This window comes from Phaeobacter gallaeciensis, assembly GCF_001678945.1.
In the GTDB taxonomy this organism is placed as follows: domain Bacteria; phylum Pseudomonadota; class Alphaproteobacteria; order Rhodobacterales; family Rhodobacteraceae; genus Phycobacter; species Phycobacter gallaeciensis_A.
On record NZ_CP015124.1, the window covers coordinates 3,266,040 to 3,288,480 of the forward strand.

General features: G+C 61.2%; 17 protein-coding genes. 9 read left to right on the top strand and 8 right to left on the bottom strand.

All coding sequences use genetic code 11. The annotated features are described in order from the left end of the window. Positions 1 to 27: 27 nt before the first annotated feature. The 3 genes from JL2886_RS15480 to JL2886_RS15490 all read right to left on the bottom strand — a co-directional run bounded on the left by JL2886_RS15480 (position 28) and on the right by JL2886_RS15490 (position 2,816). Complete coding sequence (locus JL2886_RS15480; RefSeq protein WP_065272817.1) at positions 28 to 1,176, bottom strand: aminotransferase class V-fold PLP-dependent enzyme; 1,149 nt, start codon at positions 1,174 to 1,176, stop codon at positions 28 to 30. Between the two features lie 64 nt (positions 1,177 to 1,240). After that, the gene (locus JL2886_RS15485) at positions 1,241 to 1,912 is read right to left on the bottom strand and encodes an amino acid ABC transporter permease (protein WP_065272818.1); all 672 of its coding nucleotides are present in this window, start codon (positions 1,910 to 1,912) and stop codon (positions 1,241 to 1,243) included. A gap of 94 nt (positions 1,913 to 2,006) precedes the next feature. Beyond that, entirely contained in the window at positions 2,007 to 2,816 is an 810-nt protein-coding gene (locus JL2886_RS15490; RefSeq protein WP_065272819.1) for an ABC transporter substrate-binding protein, read from the bottom strand. A 182-nt stretch (positions 2,817 to 2,998) separates the two neighbouring features. Here JL2886_RS15490 and JL2886_RS15495 point away from each other — a divergent pair, with 182 nt between their 5' ends. The 4 genes from JL2886_RS15495 (at position 2,999) to JL2886_RS15510 (ending at position 9,574) form a co-directional block, all read left to right on the top strand. After that, the gene (locus JL2886_RS15495) at positions 2,999 to 3,661 is read left to right on the top strand and encodes a GntR family transcriptional regulator (protein WP_065272820.1); all 663 of its coding nucleotides are present in this window, start codon (positions 2,999 to 3,001) and stop codon (positions 3,659 to 3,661) included. 53 nt (positions 3,662 to 3,714) lie between these two features. After that, positions 3,715 to 4,497 carry an amino acid ABC transporter ATP-binding protein gene (locus tag JL2886_RS15500; protein ID WP_065272821.1) on the top strand — a complete coding sequence of 261 codons (783 nt, stop codon included), beginning with the start codon at positions 3,715 to 3,717 and terminating at the stop codon, positions 4,495 to 4,497. Between the two features lie 200 nt (positions 4,498 to 4,697). Next, positions 4,698 to 6,455, top strand: a complete 1,758-nt coding sequence (locus JL2886_RS15505; RefSeq protein WP_065272822.1) for a methyl-accepting chemotaxis protein — start codon at positions 4,698 to 4,700, stop codon at positions 6,453 to 6,455. A 293-nt stretch (positions 6,456 to 6,748) separates the two neighbouring features. Further along, positions 6,749 to 9,574 carry a Hint domain-containing protein gene (locus JL2886_RS15510; RefSeq protein ID WP_065272823.1) on the top strand — a complete coding sequence of 942 codons (2,826 nt, stop codon included), beginning with the start codon at positions 6,749 to 6,751 and terminating at the stop codon, positions 9,572 to 9,574. A 2-nt stretch (positions 9,575 to 9,576) separates the two neighbouring features. Here the strand turns inward: JL2886_RS15510 and JL2886_RS15515 are convergent, their stop codons facing one another. After that, positions 9,577 to 11,007: a sensor histidine kinase gene (locus tag JL2886_RS15515; RefSeq protein WP_065272824.1), complete on the bottom strand. Its 1,431-nt coding sequence runs from the start codon at positions 11,005 to 11,007 to the stop codon at positions 9,577 to 9,579. Between the two features lie 3 nt (positions 11,008 to 11,010). Next, positions 11,011 to 11,709 (bottom strand): response regulator transcription factor, encoded by a 699-nt coding sequence (locus tag JL2886_RS15520; protein ID WP_165832690.1) that lies wholly within the window; start codon positions 11,707 to 11,709, stop codon positions 11,011 to 11,013. A gap of 205 nt (positions 11,710 to 11,914) precedes the next feature. Between JL2886_RS15520 and JL2886_RS15525 the strand changes: the two genes are divergently transcribed. From JL2886_RS15525 to JL2886_RS15545, 5 genes are all read left to right on the top strand, one after another. Continuing rightward, positions 11,915 to 13,171: an ABC transporter substrate-binding protein gene (locus JL2886_RS15525; protein WP_065273755.1), complete on the top strand. Its 1,257-nt coding sequence runs from the start codon at positions 11,915 to 11,917 to the stop codon at positions 13,169 to 13,171. A gap of 112 nt (positions 13,172 to 13,283) precedes the next feature. Next, the gene (locus JL2886_RS15530; RefSeq protein WP_065272826.1) at positions 13,284 to 14,156 is read left to right on the top strand and encodes a carbohydrate ABC transporter permease; all 873 of its coding nucleotides are present in this window, start codon (positions 13,284 to 13,286) and stop codon (positions 14,154 to 14,156) included. Further along, a complete protein-coding gene (locus JL2886_RS15535) occupies positions 14,149 to 15,036 on the top strand; it encodes a carbohydrate ABC transporter permease (protein ID WP_065272827.1) in 888 nt (295 codons plus the stop codon). The genes JL2886_RS15530 and JL2886_RS15535 overlap by 8 nt, the downstream gene beginning before the upstream one ends. A gap of 10 nt (positions 15,037 to 15,046) precedes the next feature. Continuing rightward, a complete protein-coding gene (locus JL2886_RS15540; protein WP_065272828.1) occupies positions 15,047 to 16,159 on the top strand; it encodes an ABC transporter ATP-binding protein in 1,113 nt (370 codons plus the stop codon). A gap of 440 nt (positions 16,160 to 16,599) precedes the next feature. Beyond that, positions 16,600 to 17,313, top strand: coding sequence for a trypsin-like serine peptidase (locus JL2886_RS15545; RefSeq protein ID WP_082996173.1), 714 nt, complete (start codon positions 16,600 to 16,602; stop codon positions 17,311 to 17,313). A 166-nt stretch (positions 17,314 to 17,479) separates the two neighbouring features. Here JL2886_RS15545 and JL2886_RS15550 read toward each other — a convergent pair whose 3' ends face one another. Genes JL2886_RS15550 through JL2886_RS15560 form a run of 3 tightly spaced genes read right to left on the bottom strand, consistent with a single transcriptional unit; the run spans position 17,480 to position 22,388 of the window. Further along, positions 17,480 to 18,652: an HlyD family type I secretion periplasmic adaptor subunit gene (locus JL2886_RS15550; protein WP_065272830.1), complete on the bottom strand. Its 1,173-nt coding sequence runs from the start codon at positions 18,650 to 18,652 to the stop codon at positions 17,480 to 17,482. Continuing rightward, positions 18,649 to 21,093: an ATP-binding cassette domain-containing protein gene (locus tag JL2886_RS15555; protein WP_370571462.1), complete on the bottom strand. Its 2,445-nt coding sequence runs from the start codon at positions 21,091 to 21,093 to the stop codon at positions 18,649 to 18,651. Before JL2886_RS15555 ends, JL2886_RS15550 begins: the two co-directional genes overlap by 4 nt. Continuing rightward, complete coding sequence (locus tag JL2886_RS15560) at positions 21,090 to 22,388, bottom strand: TolC family protein (RefSeq protein WP_065272831.1); 1,299 nt, start codon at positions 22,386 to 22,388, stop codon at positions 21,090 to 21,092. Before JL2886_RS15560 ends, JL2886_RS15555 begins: the two co-directional genes overlap by 4 nt. Positions 22,389 to 22,441 lie beyond the last annotated feature (53 nt).

The following is a 22,441-nucleotide window of genomic DNA, read 5'->3' on the forward strand; positions in this document are numbered from 1 at the left end:
CACGGCGGCGGTGAGGCGTGTGTGGTGTCAGGCGGCCTTTGCCAACAGGCTGCCAAGCGCTTGCAGGGCACGCGAAACGCCTGCTTCGGTGGTGATGGTTCCCGGGGACATGCGCAGGATCTGACCGCGTGCATCCATATAGATCTGCTGGGCGCGTAGCTGTTCCAGCACCTCCGGCGCCGGGGTGTCCTGCGGCAGGGAAACCATCAGGCTGCCGCCACGCTTGTCAGGATCCAGCGGGCTGGCCAGCCTTAAGCCAAGAGAGGTGAGCCCGTCGCACAGCTGCTGCGACAGGGTGCGGTTATGTGCCACGAACGCGGCATCGTCCTGCTGCATCCGCCATTGCAGCGCGGGCAGGCTGGCGACCGCAGGCAGGCAGGAGGGGGTGCCGTTGTCGAACCGGCGCGCATCCGGGGCAAAGGAAAAGGCATCCAGCGCCCAGGAGAACGGGTTGTCCTGAGAAAACCATCCACGCAGGTCTGGCTCACACTGCGGCAGTAGACCTTCATCCACGTAGATAATACCGGCGCCCGGCGTGCCACAGAGCCATTTGAGGCTGGTGGAAATCACGAAATCGGCCTTGGGTTTGGCCACGTCATAAGGCAGCAATCCGGCGCCTTGGGTGATGTCGACGCCGATCAGGCTACCCATCTTGCGGCCATGGGCAGCCAGACGTTCAATGTCGCTGCGGTGTGAACTGGTGGAACTGATCCAGGTGAGCAGGGCCAGACCGACGTTTTCGTCCCATTCGGCCAGAATATCGTCATCCTCGACCCAATGGGCGCCTTGCCGCATGGCAACGGTCTGCAGGTCGAACTCGTAACGCTCCGAAAGACCGCTGAGCAGGAAATGCAGCGACGGAAAGCCGTCCTCGGCCACCAGGACCTTTTTGCCTCTCAGTGTTTCGGCAGGCAGGGCACCGATCACCGACATCAGTGCGGCGGTCACGTTCTCGGCCGTGGTAAGGGTGCCTTGCGGCGCCTTGATCAGTTGTTCCCAAAGGTCGATGAACTGCTGGCGCTTGTGCAGGATCTTGCCCCATTGTCCGTCGTCGAAGGCGGCCCAGGTTTGGGCAAAATCAGTCAACCCGCGGGACAGGTCGGCCTCTTTTTCGGGGTAATGGCCGATGGAATGATACAACAGGTAGGCGTCGCCGCCGCCGGAAACTGCGGACATGGTCTTCTCCGTGGAATGGGATTGGGCGCCGGGGGCGCCGGGATTGGGATGGCTCAGCCGGGGATCAGCGGTAGCCACGTTTATAGTGCTGTTCGAGCCAGCTGGTGAAGCGGACCAGGGGCCACAGGAAAGCGGCATAGATGGCCGCAGCCAGCAATAGCGGGGTCGGGTTGGCAAACAGCGCCTGCGCATCGGTTGCCTGTTTCAGCAGGTCATCCATCGCCACCACCGAGGCCAGCGAGGTGTCCTTGATGATCGCAACACAATAAGACGCCAGCGGCGGGATCATCATGCGAAAGGCCTGCGGCAGCACGACCTTGCGCATGGTGGTGAGAAACGAAAGGCCAAGCGCCTCGGAGGCTTCGAACTGGCCCTTTGGTACCGCTTCGATGCCCGCGCGCACCACCTCGGCGGTATAGGCGGCCAGCACCAGTGACAGGGCGATGGTGGCCGCGACGAAAGAAGAAAAGACGATCCCGGCAAAGGGCAGGGCGTAATAGACGAGGATCAGTACCACCAGCACGGGGATCGCGCGCAGAAGATCAATGTAAAAGGTGGCCAGCAGCCGGAAGGGTTTCGCGGCATAAAGCCGGACCAGACAGATCAGCACGCCGAGGCTGCCCCCCACCACGATCGCGGAGGCGCCCAGAAGCAGCGTATTCAGCAGGCCGCGCATCAGGATGGGAAAGGCGCGCTGCATCACGTCCAGATTGAAGAAGATATCGAAAATTTCCATGTGATACTCTGCTGTCTGTAGGACGTTGGGCCAAAGGGTTGGCCCGGCAGGCGCAGCGAGGGTGGTCGATCCCATCCCCCGCTGCGCCCAACGTTTAGTCTGCCGAGGTCGGGACCGGTAGCGGCGTCACGGTCAGGCTGTCGGCCTTGGGCGCAACGTGGAACCATTTCTCGTAAAGCTTCGCCATGGTGCCATCGGTCTTCATCTCTGAAATCGCGTCGTTGAAGGCCTCAAGGCGTTCCGATCCCTTGGGCATCATGATGGCGAATTTGTCGCCGGTCGGGATCTCGGCCGCAATGGACAGGCCGGTCATGTGTTCCTGATTGAAGGCATAGCGCAGGCCGACGATGTCATTGACGGCCGCGTCGATACGACCGCTGCGCAGATCCGTCAGCATGTTGGCGGTGCTGTCGTAGCTGGAATAGGACGCATAGCCGATTTCACCTTCACGCTCTTTCAGCCAGTTTTCAGGGAAGGAGGTCGCGATGGAACCGACCCGCTTGCCGCCAAGGTCCGCAACGCTGGCGATGCCTGCGCCGTCCTTGGTCCCCACACCCAGGGCGCCGGAAAAATAAGGCTGGGTAAAGGATTGCGCCTCAAGCCGTTCGTTGGTGATGGTGAGCGAGGAAATCACCGCATCCACCCGGCGCGATGCGGTAGCGACGAAAAGCGCCCGGAAGTCGAGACCGCTGATCTCGGCTTCGGCGCCGATGCGAGAGGCGATTTCGTTGATGATGTCGACCTCGAAGCCTTCGAACTTGCCGTCTTCGTTCTTGTACTCCCAAGGCGGGTTGGCCGGGTAAGAGCCGATCTTGAGCGTCTCCTGCGCGGTTGCCGCAAGGCCGGATACCGCGACCAAGGCCGCTGCGGCCAGTCCGGTAAGCATTCGAGTTTTGAAAGTCATGGGAAACCCCCCTTGTTGAAGCAAGCTGCGCGGTTGATTGGGCTCCGCGCTTATCGTCTACGGTAGTCAGAATCAGTATACGGCTTCAAGCTTTTATTTTAAGTATAAACCTTTTCAGGCCTTATATGGCTGTGTATAAAGGGATTAGTTTGTTGTTTCTGTATACGAAAGTAGGGGCTCACATGTCGGATACACCCAAGCGGCACATGAAGGATGTGATCTATGATGCCTATCTGGGGCGCATTCAGCGCGGTGAGCTGACCCCCGATGACCGTCTGGTGGATACCGCCATTGCAGCGGAGTTCGAGGTGTCGCGGATGCCGGTGCGCGATGCCCTGATGCGGTTGACGCACGAGGGCTATCTGGCAAGCACCACCCGGGGCTTCACCCTGCCAACGCTGGAGCCGCGACAGATTCTGGAAATCTTTGAATTGCGACGCCTGTTGGAGCCCCGGGCTGCCGCACTCGCCACGCATGAGCTGACGGCTGATGATTTCGAGCGGATGCAGCAGGCCGTTACCCTGTCTGAAAGCACGCTTGAGACAGGAGACATAGAGGCGCTCTACCGTGCCTCCGAGGATATCCGGCGGACCTGGGTCATGGCGGTTCCGAATGCCGAGCTGCGCGACACGATCCAGCGCTACATGGTGCAGATACAGGCGGTCCGCATGGCAACCCTGCGCGACACCCAGGCGCACCGGGTACTGGTCGCCTTTCACCGCCGCATGCTGGAGACTTTCAAGAGCCGCAGGAGCGCGGATGTGGAGCTCTTGCTGATGCGTTTCGTGCTGGCCGGGGAGGACAGCTACCTGCGGGTATCGGGCCGTGAGGCGGACACAGAATGAACTACTGGCGCTTAAGCGCGCGCCGTACTTCAAAGGCTTTTCAGGGGCAGAACATGACCAATCCGACACTGACCAATCCGGCACAGACTGAGGCGCGCGAAGAGGCCGTGATCCAGATTTCCGGTCTCAACAAATGGTATGGCGACTTTCACGTGTTACGGGGGATCGACCTGACGGTGAAAAAGGGTGAGCGGATCGTCATCGCTGGGCCATCAGGATCGGGTAAATCCACGCTGATCCGCTGCATCAATCGGCTGGAGGCCCATCAGGAAGGGCAGATTGTCGTCGATGGCACCGAGCTGACCTCGGATTTGAAGAATATCGGGCAGGTACGGTCCGAGGTTGGTATGTGTTTTCAGCACTTCAACCTGTTCCCGCATATGACGATCCTGGAAAACTGCATTCTGGCGCCAATGTCCGTGAGGGGCCTGTCGCAAGAGGAGGCCGAGGCCACTGCCCGCAGTTTTCTGGCAAAGGTGCATATCGAGGACCAGGCAGAGAAATATCCCGGGCAATTGTCCGGTGGTCAGCAGCAGCGGGTGGCCATCGCCCGGGCCCTGTGCATGCGGCCCCGCGTGATGCTGTTTGACGAGCCGACGTCGGCCTTGGACCCTGAGGTCATTAAGGAAGTTCTGGACACCATGATCGAGCTGGCAGAAACCGGAATGACCATGGTTTGCGTAACCCATGAAATGGGATTCGCCCGGCAGGTGGCGGATCGGGTGATCTTCATGGATGAGGGAAAAATAATCGAAGAAAACACGCCAGAGCTGTTTTTTTCTGCGCCACAACACCAACGGACCCAGGGTTTCCTCAACCAAATTCTTGGCCATTGATGGGGGGGCGTCCGGTTGCTCAGAAAACGGAATGAATGCGGAAAATTGAACCTGTTTTCCTTTTGATTCACCTTTCCAGAGGGGCGGGGGTAACCGGATATACATTAATTTTACCTAGCGTGAAGATCTCCAGGGCGTGTGTTGTCCTGCAACAGCACGGCTATGAGCGCTCTGTGAAGGCTCCAAATAGGTAAGTAACTATGCACCGTTTCTCTCTGCGCACTCAGGTTTTCTTATTGGGCGGCACCTTTGTTGCCATGCTTGCGGCCATTGCCGTGACATCCTGGCTCGTAAGTAACCGTCTCACCGAAAGCATCTATCAATCCCGCCTCGTGGTCGCTCAGCTGAAAAGCCTGGACGACATGAAAGAAGATATCGAACAGGGGCTGGCCGATCTTCTGGCCTATACCGGCGGCGATAATGCCGGTCTGGCCGGTCTGCGCGGAAACATCGAAGAGGTCGTTGCCGAAGTCGAAGCCGCCAAAGGTCGTTTCGTCGATGTTTCCATCGCCAGCGCACGGCAACCGGATGTCTTCAAGACCGTGATGACTCTGACGCCGACCTTGGACAGCTTTGCCGCAACGACCGCGGCTCTTGAACGGGCTGCACCCGAAGAACGGCGGGATCTGGCCTATGCCGAGATCGTTCCGGCCATCGCCCTCCTGCGTGATACCGTGAATGGCTTGCAAGACACGATGGGTGAGCGCACACAGGCGGTCGAAGCCGAAATCACTCAACTGATTGAGCGCAGTCGGCTTTTGCAGCTCGGTATCAGCGTTGCCGCCATGGCCGGTGCTCTGATCATGGCGCTGGTGTTCGGTGTGCTTCTTAGTCGTCCCATCGTCGAAGCCGCTCGTGCGGTGAAGCGGCTGATGGACGAGGATTACAGCAGCGAAATCGCGGATACCCATCGCGGCGATGAAGTCGGGGAGATTGCCCGCAATCTTGCCGGGCTGCGTGACCGGCTTGCCGAAGCGCAGGTGACCGAGCAGAAAAACCAGCACGAGAATGCACGCCGGGTGGAATTGTTCCAGATCCTCAGTTCGTCGATGGCGCGACTGAAGGGGGGTGACATGCAGCAGCGCATTCCCTCTGGTGACTGGGTCGATCTGGGTGAAAGTTATGAAATGCTGTGCATCGACTTCAACGATCTAGCCTCGGCGCTGGGCGATCTTGTCGAGGAATTGCGGATCAGTGCCGGCGCTGTGGATCAGAACGCCCGCAGCCTGTCCTCGATGTCCGATGAAATGTCGCAGCGTGCCGAAACCCAAGCCGCTACTCTGGAAGAATCCGCTGCCGCGTTGGAGCAGCTGTCGGCCAGCGTACAATCGGCTGCAGAACAGGCACAGGCTGCTGATCAGCAGGCCAAGGCCGGGCGCACCCGCGCCGAAAGCGGTGGTCAGGTCATGCAGGAGGCCAAGGCGGCGATGAGCTCGATCGCGGAAACCTCGGAAAGCATCACCAAGATCATCACCGTCATCGACGATATCGCCTTCCAGACCAGCCTGTTGGCGCTCAACGCTGGCGTCGAGGCTGCGCGGGCGGGTGAAGCGGGCCGCGGTTTCGCTGTTGTCGCCTCCGAGGTGCGCGGTCTGGCCCATCTGGCGGCCAAATCGGCCAATGATATCAAGGAGCTCGTCGGCAGCAGCGCCAAACAGGTTGCGGAAGGTGAACGCCTGGTAGAGGCAACCGGTGACACTCTGAGCGAGATCGTCAAGAGCGTCACCGAGGTTTCTGAGCTGGTGTCCTCCATCGCCTCCTCTGCAACTGAACAGGCCTCGGGCCTGCAAGAGATCAACGTCGGCGTTGCACAGCTGGATCAGGTCACGCAGCAGAACGCGGCCATGGTCCACGAAACGATCGGGGCAAGCCAGAAAATGCAGAGCGAATCCTCGCGTCTGACCGACCTGTTGCAGCGTTTCGCAGGCACTTCGGACGCGCAACAGCAAGCGGCCTGAGCGTCGGCTTGGCGATGCGAGCCTTGTTAAAGCGAGACACCCCGGCAGCTGCGCAGGCTGTCGGGGTGTGTATTTCGGGGAGGCGCCGCAAGCGGCATCTCAGAACCTGTGATGAGCCGGATCTGCCCCTACGCAGTGCCGATGGATACTGAGCCGAATACAAAGACCTTGGCGCTGATTTACGTTTTTTTACCGACATGTCTGTAGATGTTGCCGCTGGTGCTACTGCGGACCTTTGTAAACCGTTTCCTGTACTGCCTCTGACCCGAACCGCATGAGAATGAGAAAACACCATGGCTGAACCAGACTGGTTATCCGACCTCGTTGCATCCCTTACCGGCGGTAAGGGTAACGACCACATGGGCGGCACCACCGGCGATGACACGATGAGTGCCGATCTCGGTGATGATACGGTTGCCGGTGAAGAGGGTGATGATGTCATCGACGGCGGTGGCGGCGACGATATTATCTTTGGCGACATGGGTGACGGTTTCGACCAGGGCATCGATGCCAGCCCGTTGGAGCTGAAGCTCAGCAACCTTCAAAGCGTGTCTCACGATGGCTGGACCGGTTCTTCTGGCGACAACGCCGTTTTCAGCGACATCGCAACCCTGGAGGACGGCAGCACGGTCTGGGGCAGGTTGGTTCTGGTCGAGAAATCCAACCCGAACATGTGGGTCGAATTCGGCTATGCAGAGGGCGCAGAGGTCTTGCTGGACGGTGATCAGCCGGGGGACCGGGCAACCTTCCGCCTGGAATTCTTTGACCCGGTAACCGGCGACCCGATCTACCTGAATTCGACTGCGACATTCAACGATGTGGATGACAACAGCTACGCGGGCGATGCAGAGGCGGTCATCATTGATGGCAACAGCTTCACCTCCTTCGGGGTGTCGGCGGATTCCTCGCTCAACACCTCGATCGATGGAAATATGGTCACTGCGACCGGGACTGAGCTGAACGATTACACCGATCAGGACGCCTGGTTCTCGGCCGGATTCGAAGACCGTTCCTCGATCGAGTTCACCCTACAAACGCGCGACGGCCTGGCCGGTTTCACACTATCGGGTGATGTGATCGACGATGCCGTCGTCACCACCATCGAACAAGGCAATGACACGGTTCTGGCAGGTGATGGTAACGATGTGGTCCTTGGCCAGGGTGGGGATGACTCCCTGTTCGGGGAGGAAGGTCATGACAGCCTGGATGGCGGGGCTGGCAACGATTTCATGGAAGGTGGGATCGGCAACGACACTCTGATTGGCGGGGATGGTGCGGATACGCTGGCCGGTGGCGATGGCGACGACTTTATCGAAGGTGGTCTTGGCAACGATTACATGACCACCGGGATCGGCAATGACACGCTGATCGGTGGCGAAGGCGATGACACGCTTAAGAACTCGGCCGGGGATGACAGCCTTGTCGGCGGCGTTGGCAACGACAGCATCGTTGCGACCGATGGCAACGATACCTTGGAAGGCGGAGAGGGCAACGACACCCTTTACGGTGGCAATGACAACGACAGCCTCGACGGTGGTACCGGTGACGATTCCATGGATGGCGGCACCGGCAACGACACGCTGATCGGTGGCGATGGCGCGGATACGATCGCGGGTGGTGATGGCGACGACTACATCGAAGGCGGTCTTGGCAACGACTACCTGACCACGGGTCTTGGCAATGACACGCTGATCGGGGGCGAGGGCGACGATACGCTCAAGAACTCGGCCGGGGATGACAGTCTTGTCGGCGGCGTTGGTAACGACAGCATTGTTGCAACCGATGGCAACGATACGCTGGAAGGCGGCGACGGCAACGACACGATGTACGGTGGCAACCACAACGACCTGCTTGTAGGTGGCGCCGGGGATGACCTGATGTTCGGTGAGGCCGATGCGGATGTCTTTCAGATGTCCGACGGCTTTGGCAATGACACCCTTACGGGCGGCGAGGCCGGGGTTGACTACGACACAGTCGATATGTCGGCTGTCACTACGGGCGTTTCGGTCACCTACACTGGCAATGAAGCCGGGACGATTACCGACGGCGCCGACACGATTACCTTTTCCGAGATCGAAGCGCTGACACTGACGGATCAGGCCGATGTGGTTGATGCGTCGGCGGATGCCAGCGGCGTGAAGATTGATTCCGGCGCGGGCGATGACACCATCAAGATGGGTGCCGGGGATGATTCCATCACCAGCGGCGCCGGCTATGACCAGATGGTGCTGACCACCTCGGGCGGCGTCGATACCATTGGCGACTTCGACATGGGGGACGATGACAGCGACTCGTTCTTCAACGACCAGCTTGATGTCTCTGAGCTGACCGGTGGCACCGGGCCGGATGGGGCCATCCGCACGATTGATGTCACCGTCACGGACGATGGGTTCGGCAACGCGCTTTTGTCTTTCCCGGGCGGTGAGAAACTGGTGCTGAGCGGCGTTGCCCCCGGGGATATCTCATCCCATGCCCAGCTGATGTCTGCGGGCATTCCCTGTTTCACGCCAGAGGTCCTGCTGGCCACCAGCCGCGGCGCGGTGCCTGCCGGGCGGATCCGGGTGGGGGATTTGCTACAGACCGCCGACAACGGTTTTCAGCCGGTGATCTGGGTCGGCAAACGCGAGTTGAGCCCGGCCGAGCTGGCGCTGCGACCGGAGCTGCGCCCTTATTGCCTGCGCCCGGATGGCTTGCTGCGGCCAGAGCGGCCGATGCTGTTGTCGCCGCAACACCGCCTGCTGGTCAACCGCCGTACCTTTGACCGGGAGACACCGTTTGGCGAAAGTTTTCTGTCAGCGAAACTGCTGGCGGAGGTCGACGAGAATTGCGGCCAGCTCTCAGAGGTGACGGGACCGGTCACCTATGTGCACCTGATGACCGAGCGGCACGAGGTGATCTTTGCCGAAGGCATCGCGACTGAAACCTTCTGGCCTGGCCCCGAAGCGATCCGCGGGCTCTCTGCCGAGGATCTGCGCGAACTGCTCTATCTCTTCCCTGAACTGGCCGCCGTGCACGGGCTGACGGGTGAAGAGGGCCGCGGATATGTTCGCACTGGTTATGGAGATCTGGCACGCCAGTCTCTGAAGAGGCGGGACCTGCAACACCTGCCAGCCGCCTGATGTCACTCTGGCAGGACTGGTCCCCGCATCAGTCGCAGGGTTGCCTTTAGCCCGGTCCGGGTATTCTCGACGAAGAGCTCCCCATTGTGCAGCTCGGCGATTTCCTGGGCAATCGCCAGTCCCAGCCCAACGCCGCCACCGCCGATATGCCCCCGGGAAAACGGGCGCAGCATGGCGGCAATCCGGTCCGGCGGGATGCCCGGCCCGTCGTCCTCGACAATGACATCAAGCGCCTCGGATCCGGCGCCCGAAATCGACACCGAGACCTCGGTGCCATAGGTCAGCCCGTTGTCGATCAGATTGCTGAGCGCGCGGCGCAACTTGTCCGGCTGCCCTTGCATCAGGCTTTGCCCGCCAGTGTATATGTCCACCGGAGCGCTGCGGCCAAAGACGGTGGGAACCCCCGGCAGACGTAGGGGAGGCTGACCTAGAAATCGCACCGCACGCCCGGTGTCGCGGTAATCATCCACCAGGCTTTCGACAAGGCTGGAGAGCGCGAACTGGTGGCTCTGCTCGCTTTGGTGGCGGATGCTCAGCAGATCAAGGGCACCGTCGATAATGCCGGAAATCTCGTCCAGATCGGCGCTGAAGCGCTGGTGCAGCTCTTCATCCTCCAAGAGTTCGCTGCGCAAGCGCAACCGGGTGACGGGCGTGCGCAGATCGTGCGAAATCGCCGCCAGTCCGCGCACCTTCTGGGCCTGCTCCTCGGCAAAGCGTTCCTTCAGCAGATCAATGCGGTCGCGTACCTGAATGGCCTCGCTTGACGCCAGTGGCGGCAGCTTTGCTGGATCGCGCCGGGCCAAAAGCCGGAAGGGCGCCGCAAGGTTCAGCGCCAGCGGGATGATGGCGGCCATGCCCAAGAGGAAACCCGCAAGCCCGATCAGCGCCACCTTGGTTTCTTCCAGACGCGGACGCCAAAGGCTGGGGGCGGCAATCGACAGTACCGTCCCGTCAGATTGGAACAGCGACAGGGTGGCGCCGCTGTCCTGACGGGTGATCGCGCGCGAGAGGTCGCCCAGACGCCGTTCGGGCGATTGCGGTTCACTGGCCGCGCGCAGGATGTCCGGCAATTTCGGCGGCGTGTCGAACACAGCTGCGGCACGCAGGCGGCGACCGTCGAGGATCAGGATCAGAGGCACCGTATGGGCGGCCTCGGCGGTAAAGCCGCTGGGCGTGCGCTGCCATTCATAGGGCGGCAACCTGCCCGACGTTGCGCCATTGGGCCCACTTGCCTGCCGCAGGATCTGCAGCATCGCAGGCCCCGAGGTTTCGGCGATCAGCAGCGCAGAGCGGCGGTCAAAGATGCGGTAAGAGGTCCAGCCCGCCACCACGATCCCGGCCACAAAGGACAGCGCCACCAACAGCGGCAGGCGCTGGGCCAGCGATCCGGGCAATTGCCCCAGACCCTGGATCAGGAGGGAGCGGAGCCGCATCCGTCAGCCGCTGACCGGCGCCGAGAACTGATAACCCCGGTTGCGCACGGTCTTGATGAAATCCGCGTCCGGCGCCGCAGCCGAGAGTTTCTTGCGCAAGCGGCTGATCAGGATATCGACGCGCCGGTCCTCGGGGCCTAGCTCGACACCAAAGATGTCGCGGCCGATCACATCGCGCGACACCGGGTCGGGCAGGGCGGAAATCAGCGCCGTGATCAGCTGGTACTCGGTCGAGCTGAGCGGCACCAGCATGCCCGCGGGGCTGTGCAGTTTCTGCCGCGCGCAATCCAGCATCCAGCCGGAAAACCGCACCTGTCCCGTGAGCATGCTACGCTCGCCGGGTCCTTTGCTGCGCCTCAGCAGCGCGTTCATCCGCGCCAGAAGTTCACGGGGATTGAAAGGCTTTTCCAGATAGTCGTCTGCGCCCAGCTCCAGCCCGATGATGCGTTCGGTGTCGCCTTTGATGGCCGAAAGGATGATCACCGGTACCTCGGATCGTTCGCGTAGCCAGCGGCACAGCGACAGCCCGTCCTGTCCCGGCAGCATGACATCGATCACGTAGATGTCGAACTCCTGCGGCGCCAGTTCTTGCGCGGCTTCGGCGGAGGCAGAGACGCGACAGTCGAATCCACGGCCTGACAGATAGGTGGACAGAAGATCGGAAATCTCGCTGTCATCTTCGACGATATGCACGCGGGGCACGGGGCAGGGTATCCTTAGTCGCATGTCGGAGCCACCATCATAGCGGGACCAACGGAAGGGTATGTAACAGTTTGTATCGTATCGGTCCTGACTGTGTGGAAGAACGCAACAAATCGCAACAAATTGAATGGACCGCGCGGGCACAAGGTCCGGTAGAGTGACCCATCAGGTGCCTGAGGAGACAGGCATGATCTGGGAGGATATTATGAAAACAGTTGCAAAGGCGCTTTTGGGCGCTGTTTCGATGCTGGCCGTGACCGTTGCCGCGCCCGCGATGGCTGAACCCAAAGCCGAGGTGCTGCATTACTGGACATCCGGTGGTGAGGCAAAGGCGGTTCAGGCGCTTCAGGAAGCTTTCAAGGCGCGCGGTGGCACTTGGGTGGATGCGCCGGTTGCAGGCGGTGGCGGTGATGCGCAGGCTGCAGTGCTGCGCGCCCGCGTGCTGGCAGGCGATCCTCCGGCAGCGGTGCAGATCAAGGGCCCGAACATTCAGGAATGGGCTGAGGCAGGCGCGCTTGGCGATCTCAACGCTGTTGCCGAAGCGCAGAACTGGGACAAGGTGCTGCCCGAAACCATCCAGAACATCGTCAAATATGATGGCCAGTACGTGGCCGTGCCGGTCAACGTGCACCGGGTCGATTGGATCTGGGCCAACCCCGAGGTTCTGGCCAAGGTCGGCGCCGATGTGCCCACCACCTGGGATGAATTCAACGAGACCGCAGAAAAGCTGAAGGCTGCTGGGATCATCCCGCTGGCCCATGGCGGTCAACCCTGGCAGGATGCGACGGTCTTCGAAACCGTGGTTCTGGGCGTCGGCGGCATTGATTTCTACCAAAAGGCGCTGGTTGATCTCGATATGGAGGCGCTGGGATCGGACACGATGGTCAAGGTGTTCGACCAGATGCGCAAGATGCGCGGTTACGTGGACCCCGATTTCCCGGGCCGCGACTGGAACCTAGCGACAGCCATGGTGATGCGCGGCGAGGCTGCGATGCAGATCATGGGCGACTGGGCCAAGGGCGAATTCGCCGCGGCGGGTCTGGAGCCGGGCAAGGATTACATCTGCGCGTCGACCCCGTCCGATGGCGGTTACCTTCTGAACTCGGACAGCTTTGCCATGTTCAACGTCAGCGGGGATGACAACGTCGAAGGGCAGGCGCTTCTGGCTGAGCTGATCCTCGGCACCGACTTCCAAGAGACCTTCAACCTCTACAAAGGATCGATCCCTGCCCGCACCGATGTACCGCGCGGCGAATTCGATGCCTGCGCGATCAAATCCATGGATGACATGGTCTCGGCGGCCGAAGGCGGCACGCTGATGGGGTCCATGGCGCATGAAATTGCGCAGGCTGGCGCCATCCGCGGTGCCTTCATCGACGTGGTGACCGCGCATTTCAATTCGGACATGTCCTCAACCGAGGCGACCGAAAAGCTGGTGAAATCCATCAAGCTGGCGATGTAAGCCACTGCGCTGCATGATCTGCTGCGCGGCCCCGACAAAACTGGGCCGCGCAGCGTCACCTCCCGCAGTCTAGCGAAAGAATTCCGTTGTGACCCGTCCCTCTGCCACTGTGATGGACCGTTTGGCACGCCTCTTGCCGCAGATTGTTGTGGCGCCGGGGTTTGCGGCGATCCTGTTCTTTGTCTACGGCTTCATCCTCTGGACCGGCTATATGTCGCTGACCAAATCGAAGATGCTGCCGAATTATACCCTGACCGGGGTCCGCCAGTACGAACGGCTGTTCCAGATGGACCGCTGGTCGGTGGCCATCGACAACCTGTTCGTCTTTGGCGCCCTTTTCATCATCGCGGCCATCGTCATCGGCTGCCTTCTGGCGGTATTGCTGGACCAGAAGATCCGCGCCGAAGGGTTCATCCGTACGATCTACCTGTATCCGATGGCGATCTCCTTCATCATCACCGGTACCGCCTGGAAATGGATCATGAACCCCTCGCTGGGTCTGGAGACCGTGGTGCGCAGCTGGGGCTGGGAGAGTTTCCGGTTCGGCTGGATTGTCGATGAAAACCTCGCGGTCTACGCGCTGGTGATGGCAGCGGTCTGGCAAAGCGCCGGTTTCGTGATGGCCCTGTTCCTGTCGGCCCTGCGCAGCGTCGATCAGGACATCATCAAGGCAGCCAGCCTTGATGGCGCCTCACCCTGGCAGATCTACCTGCGCATCATCCTGCCCTCGATGCGCCCCGTTTTCATGAGCGCGGTGGTGATCCTGGCGCATCTGGCGATCAAGAGCTTTGATCTGGTGGTGTCGCTGACCGGGGGCGGGCCGGGCTATGCCTCCACCCTTCCGGCCAACTTCATGTACGAAATGACATTCCGCCGCAACGAGATCGGGGTCGGCGCGGCTTCGGCCATGGTGATGCTGGCAACGGTTGCCGCGATCATGGTGCCCTATCTCTACTCCGAGCTGCGAGGCAAGAAACATGTCTGATCACCTGAGCCTGTCCACGGCGCGGCCCGGCCAGCAGATGCTGCTGCGGGGGCTTCTCTGGGCCGTGCTGGTCCTGTTCGCTGTCTGGTTTCTGCTGCCTGCCTATGTGGTGGTTGGTACCTCGATGAAAGAGCTGGAAGAGATCCGTAGCGGATCACTGCTGGCCCTGCCGCACGAGTTGAACTTTACCGCTTGGCGCCACGCCTGGAGCGAGGCCTGCATCGGCGTAGAATGCACCGGGCTTGAACCCTATTTCTGGAACTCCGTGCGGATGGCCCTGCCTGCGGTGGCGATTTCGACCCTCTTGGGGGCGCTGACCGGATTTGCCCTGACCAAGTTCCGCTTTCGCGGCGCCAATCTGGTGTTTGCCCTGATCCTGTTCGGCTGTTTCGTGCCGTTTCAGGTGGTGATCCTGCCGATGGCGCAGACGTTGGGACGGCTTGGCATCACCAACACGGTCTACGGGCTGATCCTGGTGCATTCGGTCTATGGCCTGGCCTTCACCACGCTGTTCTTCCGCAATTATTATGTCACCATCCCGGATGAGCTGGTGCGTGCGGCCACCATCGACGGCGCCGGGTTCTTCACCATCTTCTGGCGGATCATTCTGCCGCTTTCACCGCCGATCATCGTGGTCTCGGTGATCTGGCAATTCACCCAGATCTGGAACGACTTCCTGTTCGGGGCCAGCTTTACCACCGGCGGCGCACAGCCCGTCACCGTGGCGCTGAACAACCTGGTGAACACCACTACTGGGGTCAAACAATACAATGTGGACATGGCGGCGGCGCTGATCACCGCAGCTCCCACGCTTTTCGTATATATCGTCGCGGGCCGCTACTTCGTGCGCGGACTTACCGCTGGCTCGGTCAAAGGATGAGGATAGTCACATGGCGTCTCTGACAATCAACAACGCGGTCAAGCGGTACGGCACGGTCGAAGTCCTGAAAGGCGTGTCGATCGATCTTCAGGATGGAGAGTTTCTGGTGCTGCTTGGTGCCTCGGGCTGCGGGAAATCCACGCTGCTCAACATGATCGCCGGGCTGGAAAGCGTGACCGAGGGCGAAATCAGCATCGGCGGGCGCGTGGTCAACGATGTGCACCCGAAGGACCGCGACATCGCCATGGTGTTCCAGTCCTACGCGCTTTACCCGACCATGACAGTGGCACAGAACATCGCCTTTGGCCTTGAGATGCGCGGCATGCCCAAGGCTGAGCGCAAGGAGCGGGTGTTGGAGGTCGCGAAGATGCTGCAGATGGATCACCTGCTGGACCGCAAACCGGGCCAATTGTCCGGCGGTCAGCGGCAGCGGGTCGCCATGGGCCGGGCGCTGGTACGCGATCCCGAGGTGTTTCTGTTTGATGAACCGCTCAGCAATCTGGATGCCAAACTGCGGCTTGAGATGCGCACCGAGATCAAGCGCCTGCACAAGCGGCTGAACGCCACCATGGTCTATGTTACCCACGACCAGATCGAGGCGCTGACCCTCGCTGACCGGATCGCCATTCTTAAGGATGGTGAGGTACAGCAACTGGCCAGCCCTGCGGAAATCTACGAGCAGCCCGCGAATATGTTCGTGGCCGGGTTGGTCGGATCGCCGCCGATGAACTTCATCGAGGTGGTGCCGCAGCCTTCGGATCGCGGTCCGGTGGCGGAAATCACCGTGCGGGCAGAAGGGGTGGATCAGACCGTCGTCCTGGACCTTTCCGCCCATGCCGCACAGCTTGAGGGACGGATGGGGCAGAAACTGGTTCTGGGGCTGCGCCCCGAGATGATCACCCAGTCCTCCATTGCAGCCTCGGGGCAGGTGGTGCCCTGCGAGATCGACGTGACCGAGGCGACCGGCGCAGACACGCTTTGTGTTCTGACCTGGAACGGGAAGGAAGTGCTGGCGCGCGGGACCTCAGGCTACGCCATGATCCTTGAGGGTACCATGGACTTTGCCGTCAGTATGGAGCGGGCGGTCCTGTTCGACCCGCAGACTGGTGCTCGCCTCGGTTGATTTTTCCCTGCAGCGCCTCCTGCTGGTCCACGTTGCGATATCTTAACGCAATGCGGCGGGGGCGTGGCACGACCGCCTGAACCCGGCGCGTCATACGGGGTGGAAACGGGCCAAGATTCGCCACATTCCCCGCGATTCACCCCCGGATTCGCGACTTTATTGACAAGAAGTTTCCCCTCACCCCCCTATTTCACGCCCTATAGACGAAGAATTCACTCATATTTTTTGGGCGTTTGACTAAAATTTTCGGACAATCCGCAAGCTTTGTTAGGCTTTTCCAAAGGAATTGTTCATGCTGAAGAGGGAAAAGCCGGGGGGTTAAGGGTTTGTTTACCGCGTCATATTCTGTCCATCATTTCGTCCAGTCCACGCAAGATTGAGCCGCATTCCAGCCGCAGGCCTCCAACAGGATGCAGGTGTGGAAAGTGGAGTGGATGACAATGAGACTAAGAGCTGCGATAGCGGCGGTCTGCCTGTCTTTCGGGCTGTCCGGCGGCGCCGAAGCCGATGAGCTTCGTCCAAGCGTCAATTCGATGCCGGGCTGGGAGGCCGTAGGCCGTCTCAATATTGCCGGGCGCAATATGTGCACCGGATCCCTAATTGCGAATAACCTCGTACTGACGGCGGCCCATTGCCTGTTCGATCCGTCAACAGGGCGCAGGGTAGACCCCAGGACAATCAAGTTTGAAGCTGGCCTGAACGGACAACGGGTGAAGGCGTCGCGAACTGTAACCAAGGCGGTTCTGCATCCGGGTTACCGGACCGGCAACGGCGGCGTGGCGCAGATCGGCAGCGATCTGGCGGTGCTGCGGCTCAATAGCCCGATCAGTGCCCGCGAAATCCGGCCTCTGGACCTGTCGTGGCATGCCGACCGGGGGGATGTGGTCGGGGTTCTGTCCTATTCGCATACCCGGGCGACCAGACCCAACCTTGAGCGTGGATGCCAGGTGCTGGCGAAACAGCACCAGACTTTGGTGATGTCCTGCCGGGTTGATTACGGCGCCTCAGGCTCGCCGGTGTTCGAAGTCACGGCAGGTCATGCGCCGCGACTGGTGTCGGTGATTTCGTCAAAGGCGGCCATCGGATCCAGACGGGTATCCCTTGGGTCGGTTCTGGACGGTACGCTGCGGACTTTGATGCAACGCGCCGGTTGATCCGGAAACCGTGCCTGCACGCGAAAAGAAATTTCGCGTATGCCCGCCTGCAGAACGAGGTCGGGACTTGCGCAGAGGGAAGACCGGCCAAGGCAGGTCACCTATGGGACAGATGGTCCCGAAATATTTGATCCATACAGATATGCGCGGCAAAGGCGCCGCAGTCTCAGGGCTCGCGAAACGCTTCACGTGATTTGTAGAGCGGTTTGAGAAGGTAATTCAGCACCGTCTTGGAGCCGGTCTGAAGTTCTGCCGTTGCGCGCATGCCGGGGCGGATCTCGATGGATTGCTGGCGCTGGGTGAAGCCGGATCTGTCGACCCGTACAGTCACTCGGTAAAACGGTTCTGCCCGTGGGTTGCGATCATCCTCGAAGGTATCCGCCGAAACAAAATCCACTTTCCCCTTCAGCGCGCCATAGATCGTATAGTCATAGGCCGACAGTTTGATCGTGGCGTCCTGGCCGGGTTGCACGCTGGCGATGTCCTTGGGGTTCACACGGGCTTCGACGAACAGCTCTTCACCCAGCGGGATGATCTCGAAAATCTCTTCACCGGGGCGCACCACGCCGCCGATGGTGGTCACAGCCAGGCTGTTGACGATGCCCGACATCGGCGCGGTGATGATGGTCCGGTTCAGCTGGTCCTGCGCCAGACGCAGCTCCTGGCGCAGCGAGGCCAGCTTACGCAGGGCTTCGGAGTATTCCTCGGCCAGGTCCAGCTCGTTCTGGGTGCCGATTTCATTGTATTTGGCCGCGGCATCGGTGGCCGATTTCTGCGCCTTGTTGACCTCGGTCAGGGCCACGATGTTGGTTTTGTAGAGCCGTTTGAGGTTCTCCAACTCCTCGTTCAGCTGGGTCATGATGGCATGCGCGCTTTCCCGGCGGCTGTTGAAATCCGTCTGGCGCGCCTTCAGCAGCGCGCGTTCAGAGGCCAGAATCTCAGGAGATCGCTGGGTCAGATGGGCCGGGACATTGAACTCAAAAGCGCCGCTCATCTCGGCCTCAAGCCGGTATTGCTTGATCTCCAGGGCGTCGATCTGCTCCTGCAGTTCGTCAGCGGCAGCACGGAATTTTGTGTCCTGCAGCTTGCCCAGCACCTGACCGGCCTGCACCACGTCGCCCTGGCGGACGAACAATTCGCCCAGAATGCCGCCTTCGAGGTTCTGTACGATCTGGGCCCTGGATGAGGATACGACCTGGCCTTCACTGCGTACGATTTCATCGACCGAGGCAAAGGCCGCCCAGGTGAGGAAGATCACCAGCGCCGCCCCAACCAGATGAATGATCCGGCTTGAACTGCGCGAGCTTTCCATCAGGTCAAAGTGGCTGGTGGCTGTCATTTCTTATCTCCCGCCGCAAGATGAGCAAGTACCTGATCGCGGGGGCCGTCCACGACCATGCGCCCTGCCTGCAGGATCAGGGTCCGGTTGGTCAGCGACAGGATCGGCATCCGGTGGGTCGCGATGACTGCTGTGCGGCCCTCCAGCCAGCTTTCCAGGCGGCTGACCATGGTGCGCTCCAGCGTCTGGTCCAGCGCCGCCGTCGGTTCATCCAGCAGGACAACCGCAGGGTTTTGCAGCCACAGGCGTGCCCATCCGATGGACTGGCGTTGGCCGATCGACAGACCGCCGCCACCATCGCCGATTTCCAGATCCAGCCCCTTGTGGTGGCTGCGCACAAAGGCGCCGAGTCCGGCGAAATCCAGGGCCTCCATCAGGCGGCTGTCGTCGCGTTCCAGCTGGCCAAGGTTCAGGTTGTCGCGCAGGGTGCCCGCCATCAGGCGCACATCCTGGCTGAGATAGCCGATGTTGCGGCGAAGATCGCGCGGGTCGATCTGGCTGATGTCGGTGCCATCGACCATCACGCGGCCTTTTTCAGGTGCGTAAAGACCGGACAGCAGCTTTAGCAGGGTGGATTTTCCGGAGCCGTTGACGCCAAGGATGGCGACACGTTGGCCGGGAAGGATCGCCACGGCGGGCACGTCCAGCGTCGGGGCGGCATCGGGATCGTAGCGGAATACCACTTCGCGCAGGTCGAACCGGCCCGTGAGGGTATCGCGGCGCAGATAGCTGCGCTGGCTGTCGTTTTCCTGGGGGGCGGTGGCGATAGCCTCCAGCCCTTCGAGGGCGGCCTTGACGTTGCTCCAGCGCGCCAGCGTGCCGGCAAACTGCGTCAGCGGTGCCAGCGTGCGGCTGGTCAGGATGCCGGTGGCGATGATGGTGCCAACGGTGAATTCCCCGGCAAACACCATCAGCGTGCCCAGCACCACGGCGACGATATAGGTGGCCTGTTGCACACCTTGAGACCAGTAGGTGAGGGCGCTGGACAGGCGGCGCTGCTCGGTCGAGGAATGGGAGGACAGCACGTTCAGTTCATCCCAGAGCCGCAGAACCCGGTCCTCGCCGCGCTGGGTTTTCAGAGTGTCGAGTTCGGTCACCACCTCGTGCAGCAGGCGCCCGGCCTTGGCATTGGCGCCTTGGGTCTGACGGGTGAGGGCGATCATGCGTTTCTGCATGAAATAGGCCGGCAGCAGCATCAGCAGCCCGCCCAACACGATCACCCAGACAATCGGCCCAGCGATCGAGGAAACCAGCAGCAGGAACACCGCGATGAAGGGAATGTCGGCCAGCGTCGAGATGGTCGAGGAGGTGAAGAATTCACGGACCGAGCCGAAATCGCGCATCGCGGCAAACAGGCCTGAGGGCGGCAGGGGCTTCTTGTCCGAGCGCATGCCGATGATCCGGCTCATCAGACTGTGCTGCACCGAGAGTTCGATCTGGCGGCCTGCGGTATCCGTCAGCCGGGCACGGGCCACTTTCAAAAGCGCCTCCAGCATGATGGCCAGAAAGGCTCCGATGGCGAGAACCGACAGCGTTGCATGGGATTGGTGCGGCACGACGCGGTCATAGACCTGCAGCGAAAACAACGCGACCGAGACGGCAAGCACGTTGGCCACCAGCGAGCCAAGCATGATTTCGCCCACCTGGCGGCGATATTTGGGGAATTCGCCCCAGAACCAATGGCTGTTTTCCAGCTGCGGGGTATGGCGTGCGGCCATTTGCGACACGGAGGCACGGGCAGTCAGAACCTGTCCCGTGAAATAGGGGCTGAAGTCGCCAAGAGGCACTTCGGTGCGGTTGTCGGGGCAGCTGGTGTCATAGATGGTCAGAAACTGACCGGTCTGCTCCAGGACCAGAACGCATTGCCCGCCTTGCATCATCGCCAGTGCGGGCCAGAGGCCGGGGGTGATTTTCTTCGTCTTTTGCAGCCGGGCCTTGAGCCCTGCAGAGCCGAGCGCCTTGGCGAGAACATTGGGCGAGGTGTCGCCCTTGCCGTCGCGCCAGAGGGAGCTGGCAATATCGCTGGTCTGAGTTTCGGCGCCTTTGAGGGCGGCAAGCGTGGAAATCAGCTCGGCCCGGTGCCGGATCCGCTCATCAGCACCGGCGGCCGGTGCTTTGGTTGCCTGTTCGGCGGCACCATCTGCATTTTCTGGGGCGATCTCCGGCTGTAGCGGCGCATCTTCAGCAGTGTCGCCCAACGGCGCGGGGGTAGGGGCGCCGGTTGCGGCGATCTGCATGTCTTCGCGGTGCAGCGGCAGCGGGTCGGCTGCCGGTTCCAGCGCAGGGCTGACAGTCATCGGCTCCGGTGCAGAGGCGGTGAAGGGGGGAGGGGACAAAGACGCAGACAGTTCCGGAGCAGGGGAGATCGGCACCGGCTGTGCCGGGGGCTCTGCGTTGGCCGCCTTCTTGGGTCTTCTGAATTTTCCGGGGAACCTGATCATATTTTAGTCCCATCTGCCAACAGACCCATATCCCGCGACAGTTCCAACTGGATCAGGATGACTTCGTATTTGGCTTCGATATGTGCCTGTTCGCGGCGTATCAGCTCTTCGTAGATGGAGACGACCTCCATCACCGGGCGCTGACCGGCTTCGTATTGAGATTTGAACAGCTTATACGTTTCGCGGCTGGCACGGGCGAGGGCAGCGGTTTCGCTTTCTTGCCGGATATATGAGGCAAGACGCTGCATCTGCCGGGAATAGGTGCGGCGGGCGTCTTCCTGGGCCTCGCCAATGGTGCGGCGGGCGGCTTCCTTGCTGGCTTCGAGCGCCTTAAGCGCGGCAGGCGTGCCAAGGCCAAGAGGTGTCGCCAGATCAAGGGTCAGACCGGCGCCGGACCCATCGGTGGTGGCGTTCCCGGCAGCAGCGATCTGCGGCAACAGGCCCGCGCGGCCAGCCTTAGCCTCGGCAATGGCGCGATCGGCTTCGGCTTGGGCTTTCAGCACGTCCAGAAAGGCGGCCTGTTGCGGGGGGGTACCAAGATCCATACGGGCAGGTTTTTCCGGGAACCTTTGACCGGTCATGGCCTGAAGCTCGGCCCGCGCGGTGGCGGCGGCGTCCTGCGCGGTGGCCCGCGCCGTGCGTAGCCCGCTGATCTTGCTGTCCACCACGTTGAGATCGGACTGATCGTTCAGCCCGCCATCGACACGGCCTTTCACGATGCGGCGGAACTCGCTCATCTGGCGGATGGCGCGGTCCAGATAAGCGGCCTTTTCGTCGCCGCGCAGACCTGCAGAGTATAGACCAACTGCAGTCTGGACCCGCGTGTTGATGTCGATTGACAGATTGACGGCCGCGACCTCGACGTCGGCGGCGGCAAAGGCGCGTTCTGCCTTGCGGCGGCCATTGTCGAATAGGATCTGTTCGATCAGGATCCCGGCCACCAGATCGCCAAGGTCCGTCAGGCTGACAGAGGGGCCGATGGTGGGCAGCCAGTTCTTGGATTTTGCCTCGGCGCGCAGTTTGGCGCTGATCAACTCGGCTTCGGAGGCGCGGGAGGACGCTTCGATCGCCGCATCCCCAACCCGGCGATAGACGCTGTTGGGTTCCAGCAGGGACTTGCGCTGCATCAGGGCCGAAATCACCTCGGAGCTGTTCTCGCCCTCGGTCTGCGCAAAATTGCTGGAGGTTCCGGCAACGGCATCGTCACCGCCGCCCAGCAGGAACGGCGATTGCTCTGCGCAGGCCGACAGGCTGCACAACAGCGCAATCACTCCAGCGGATCGTCCCAAGTGCATCCTGCCCTTTGCCCTTCTTCTGCGTCGCCGGTTTTCGGCTTGTCGTTGGTTCC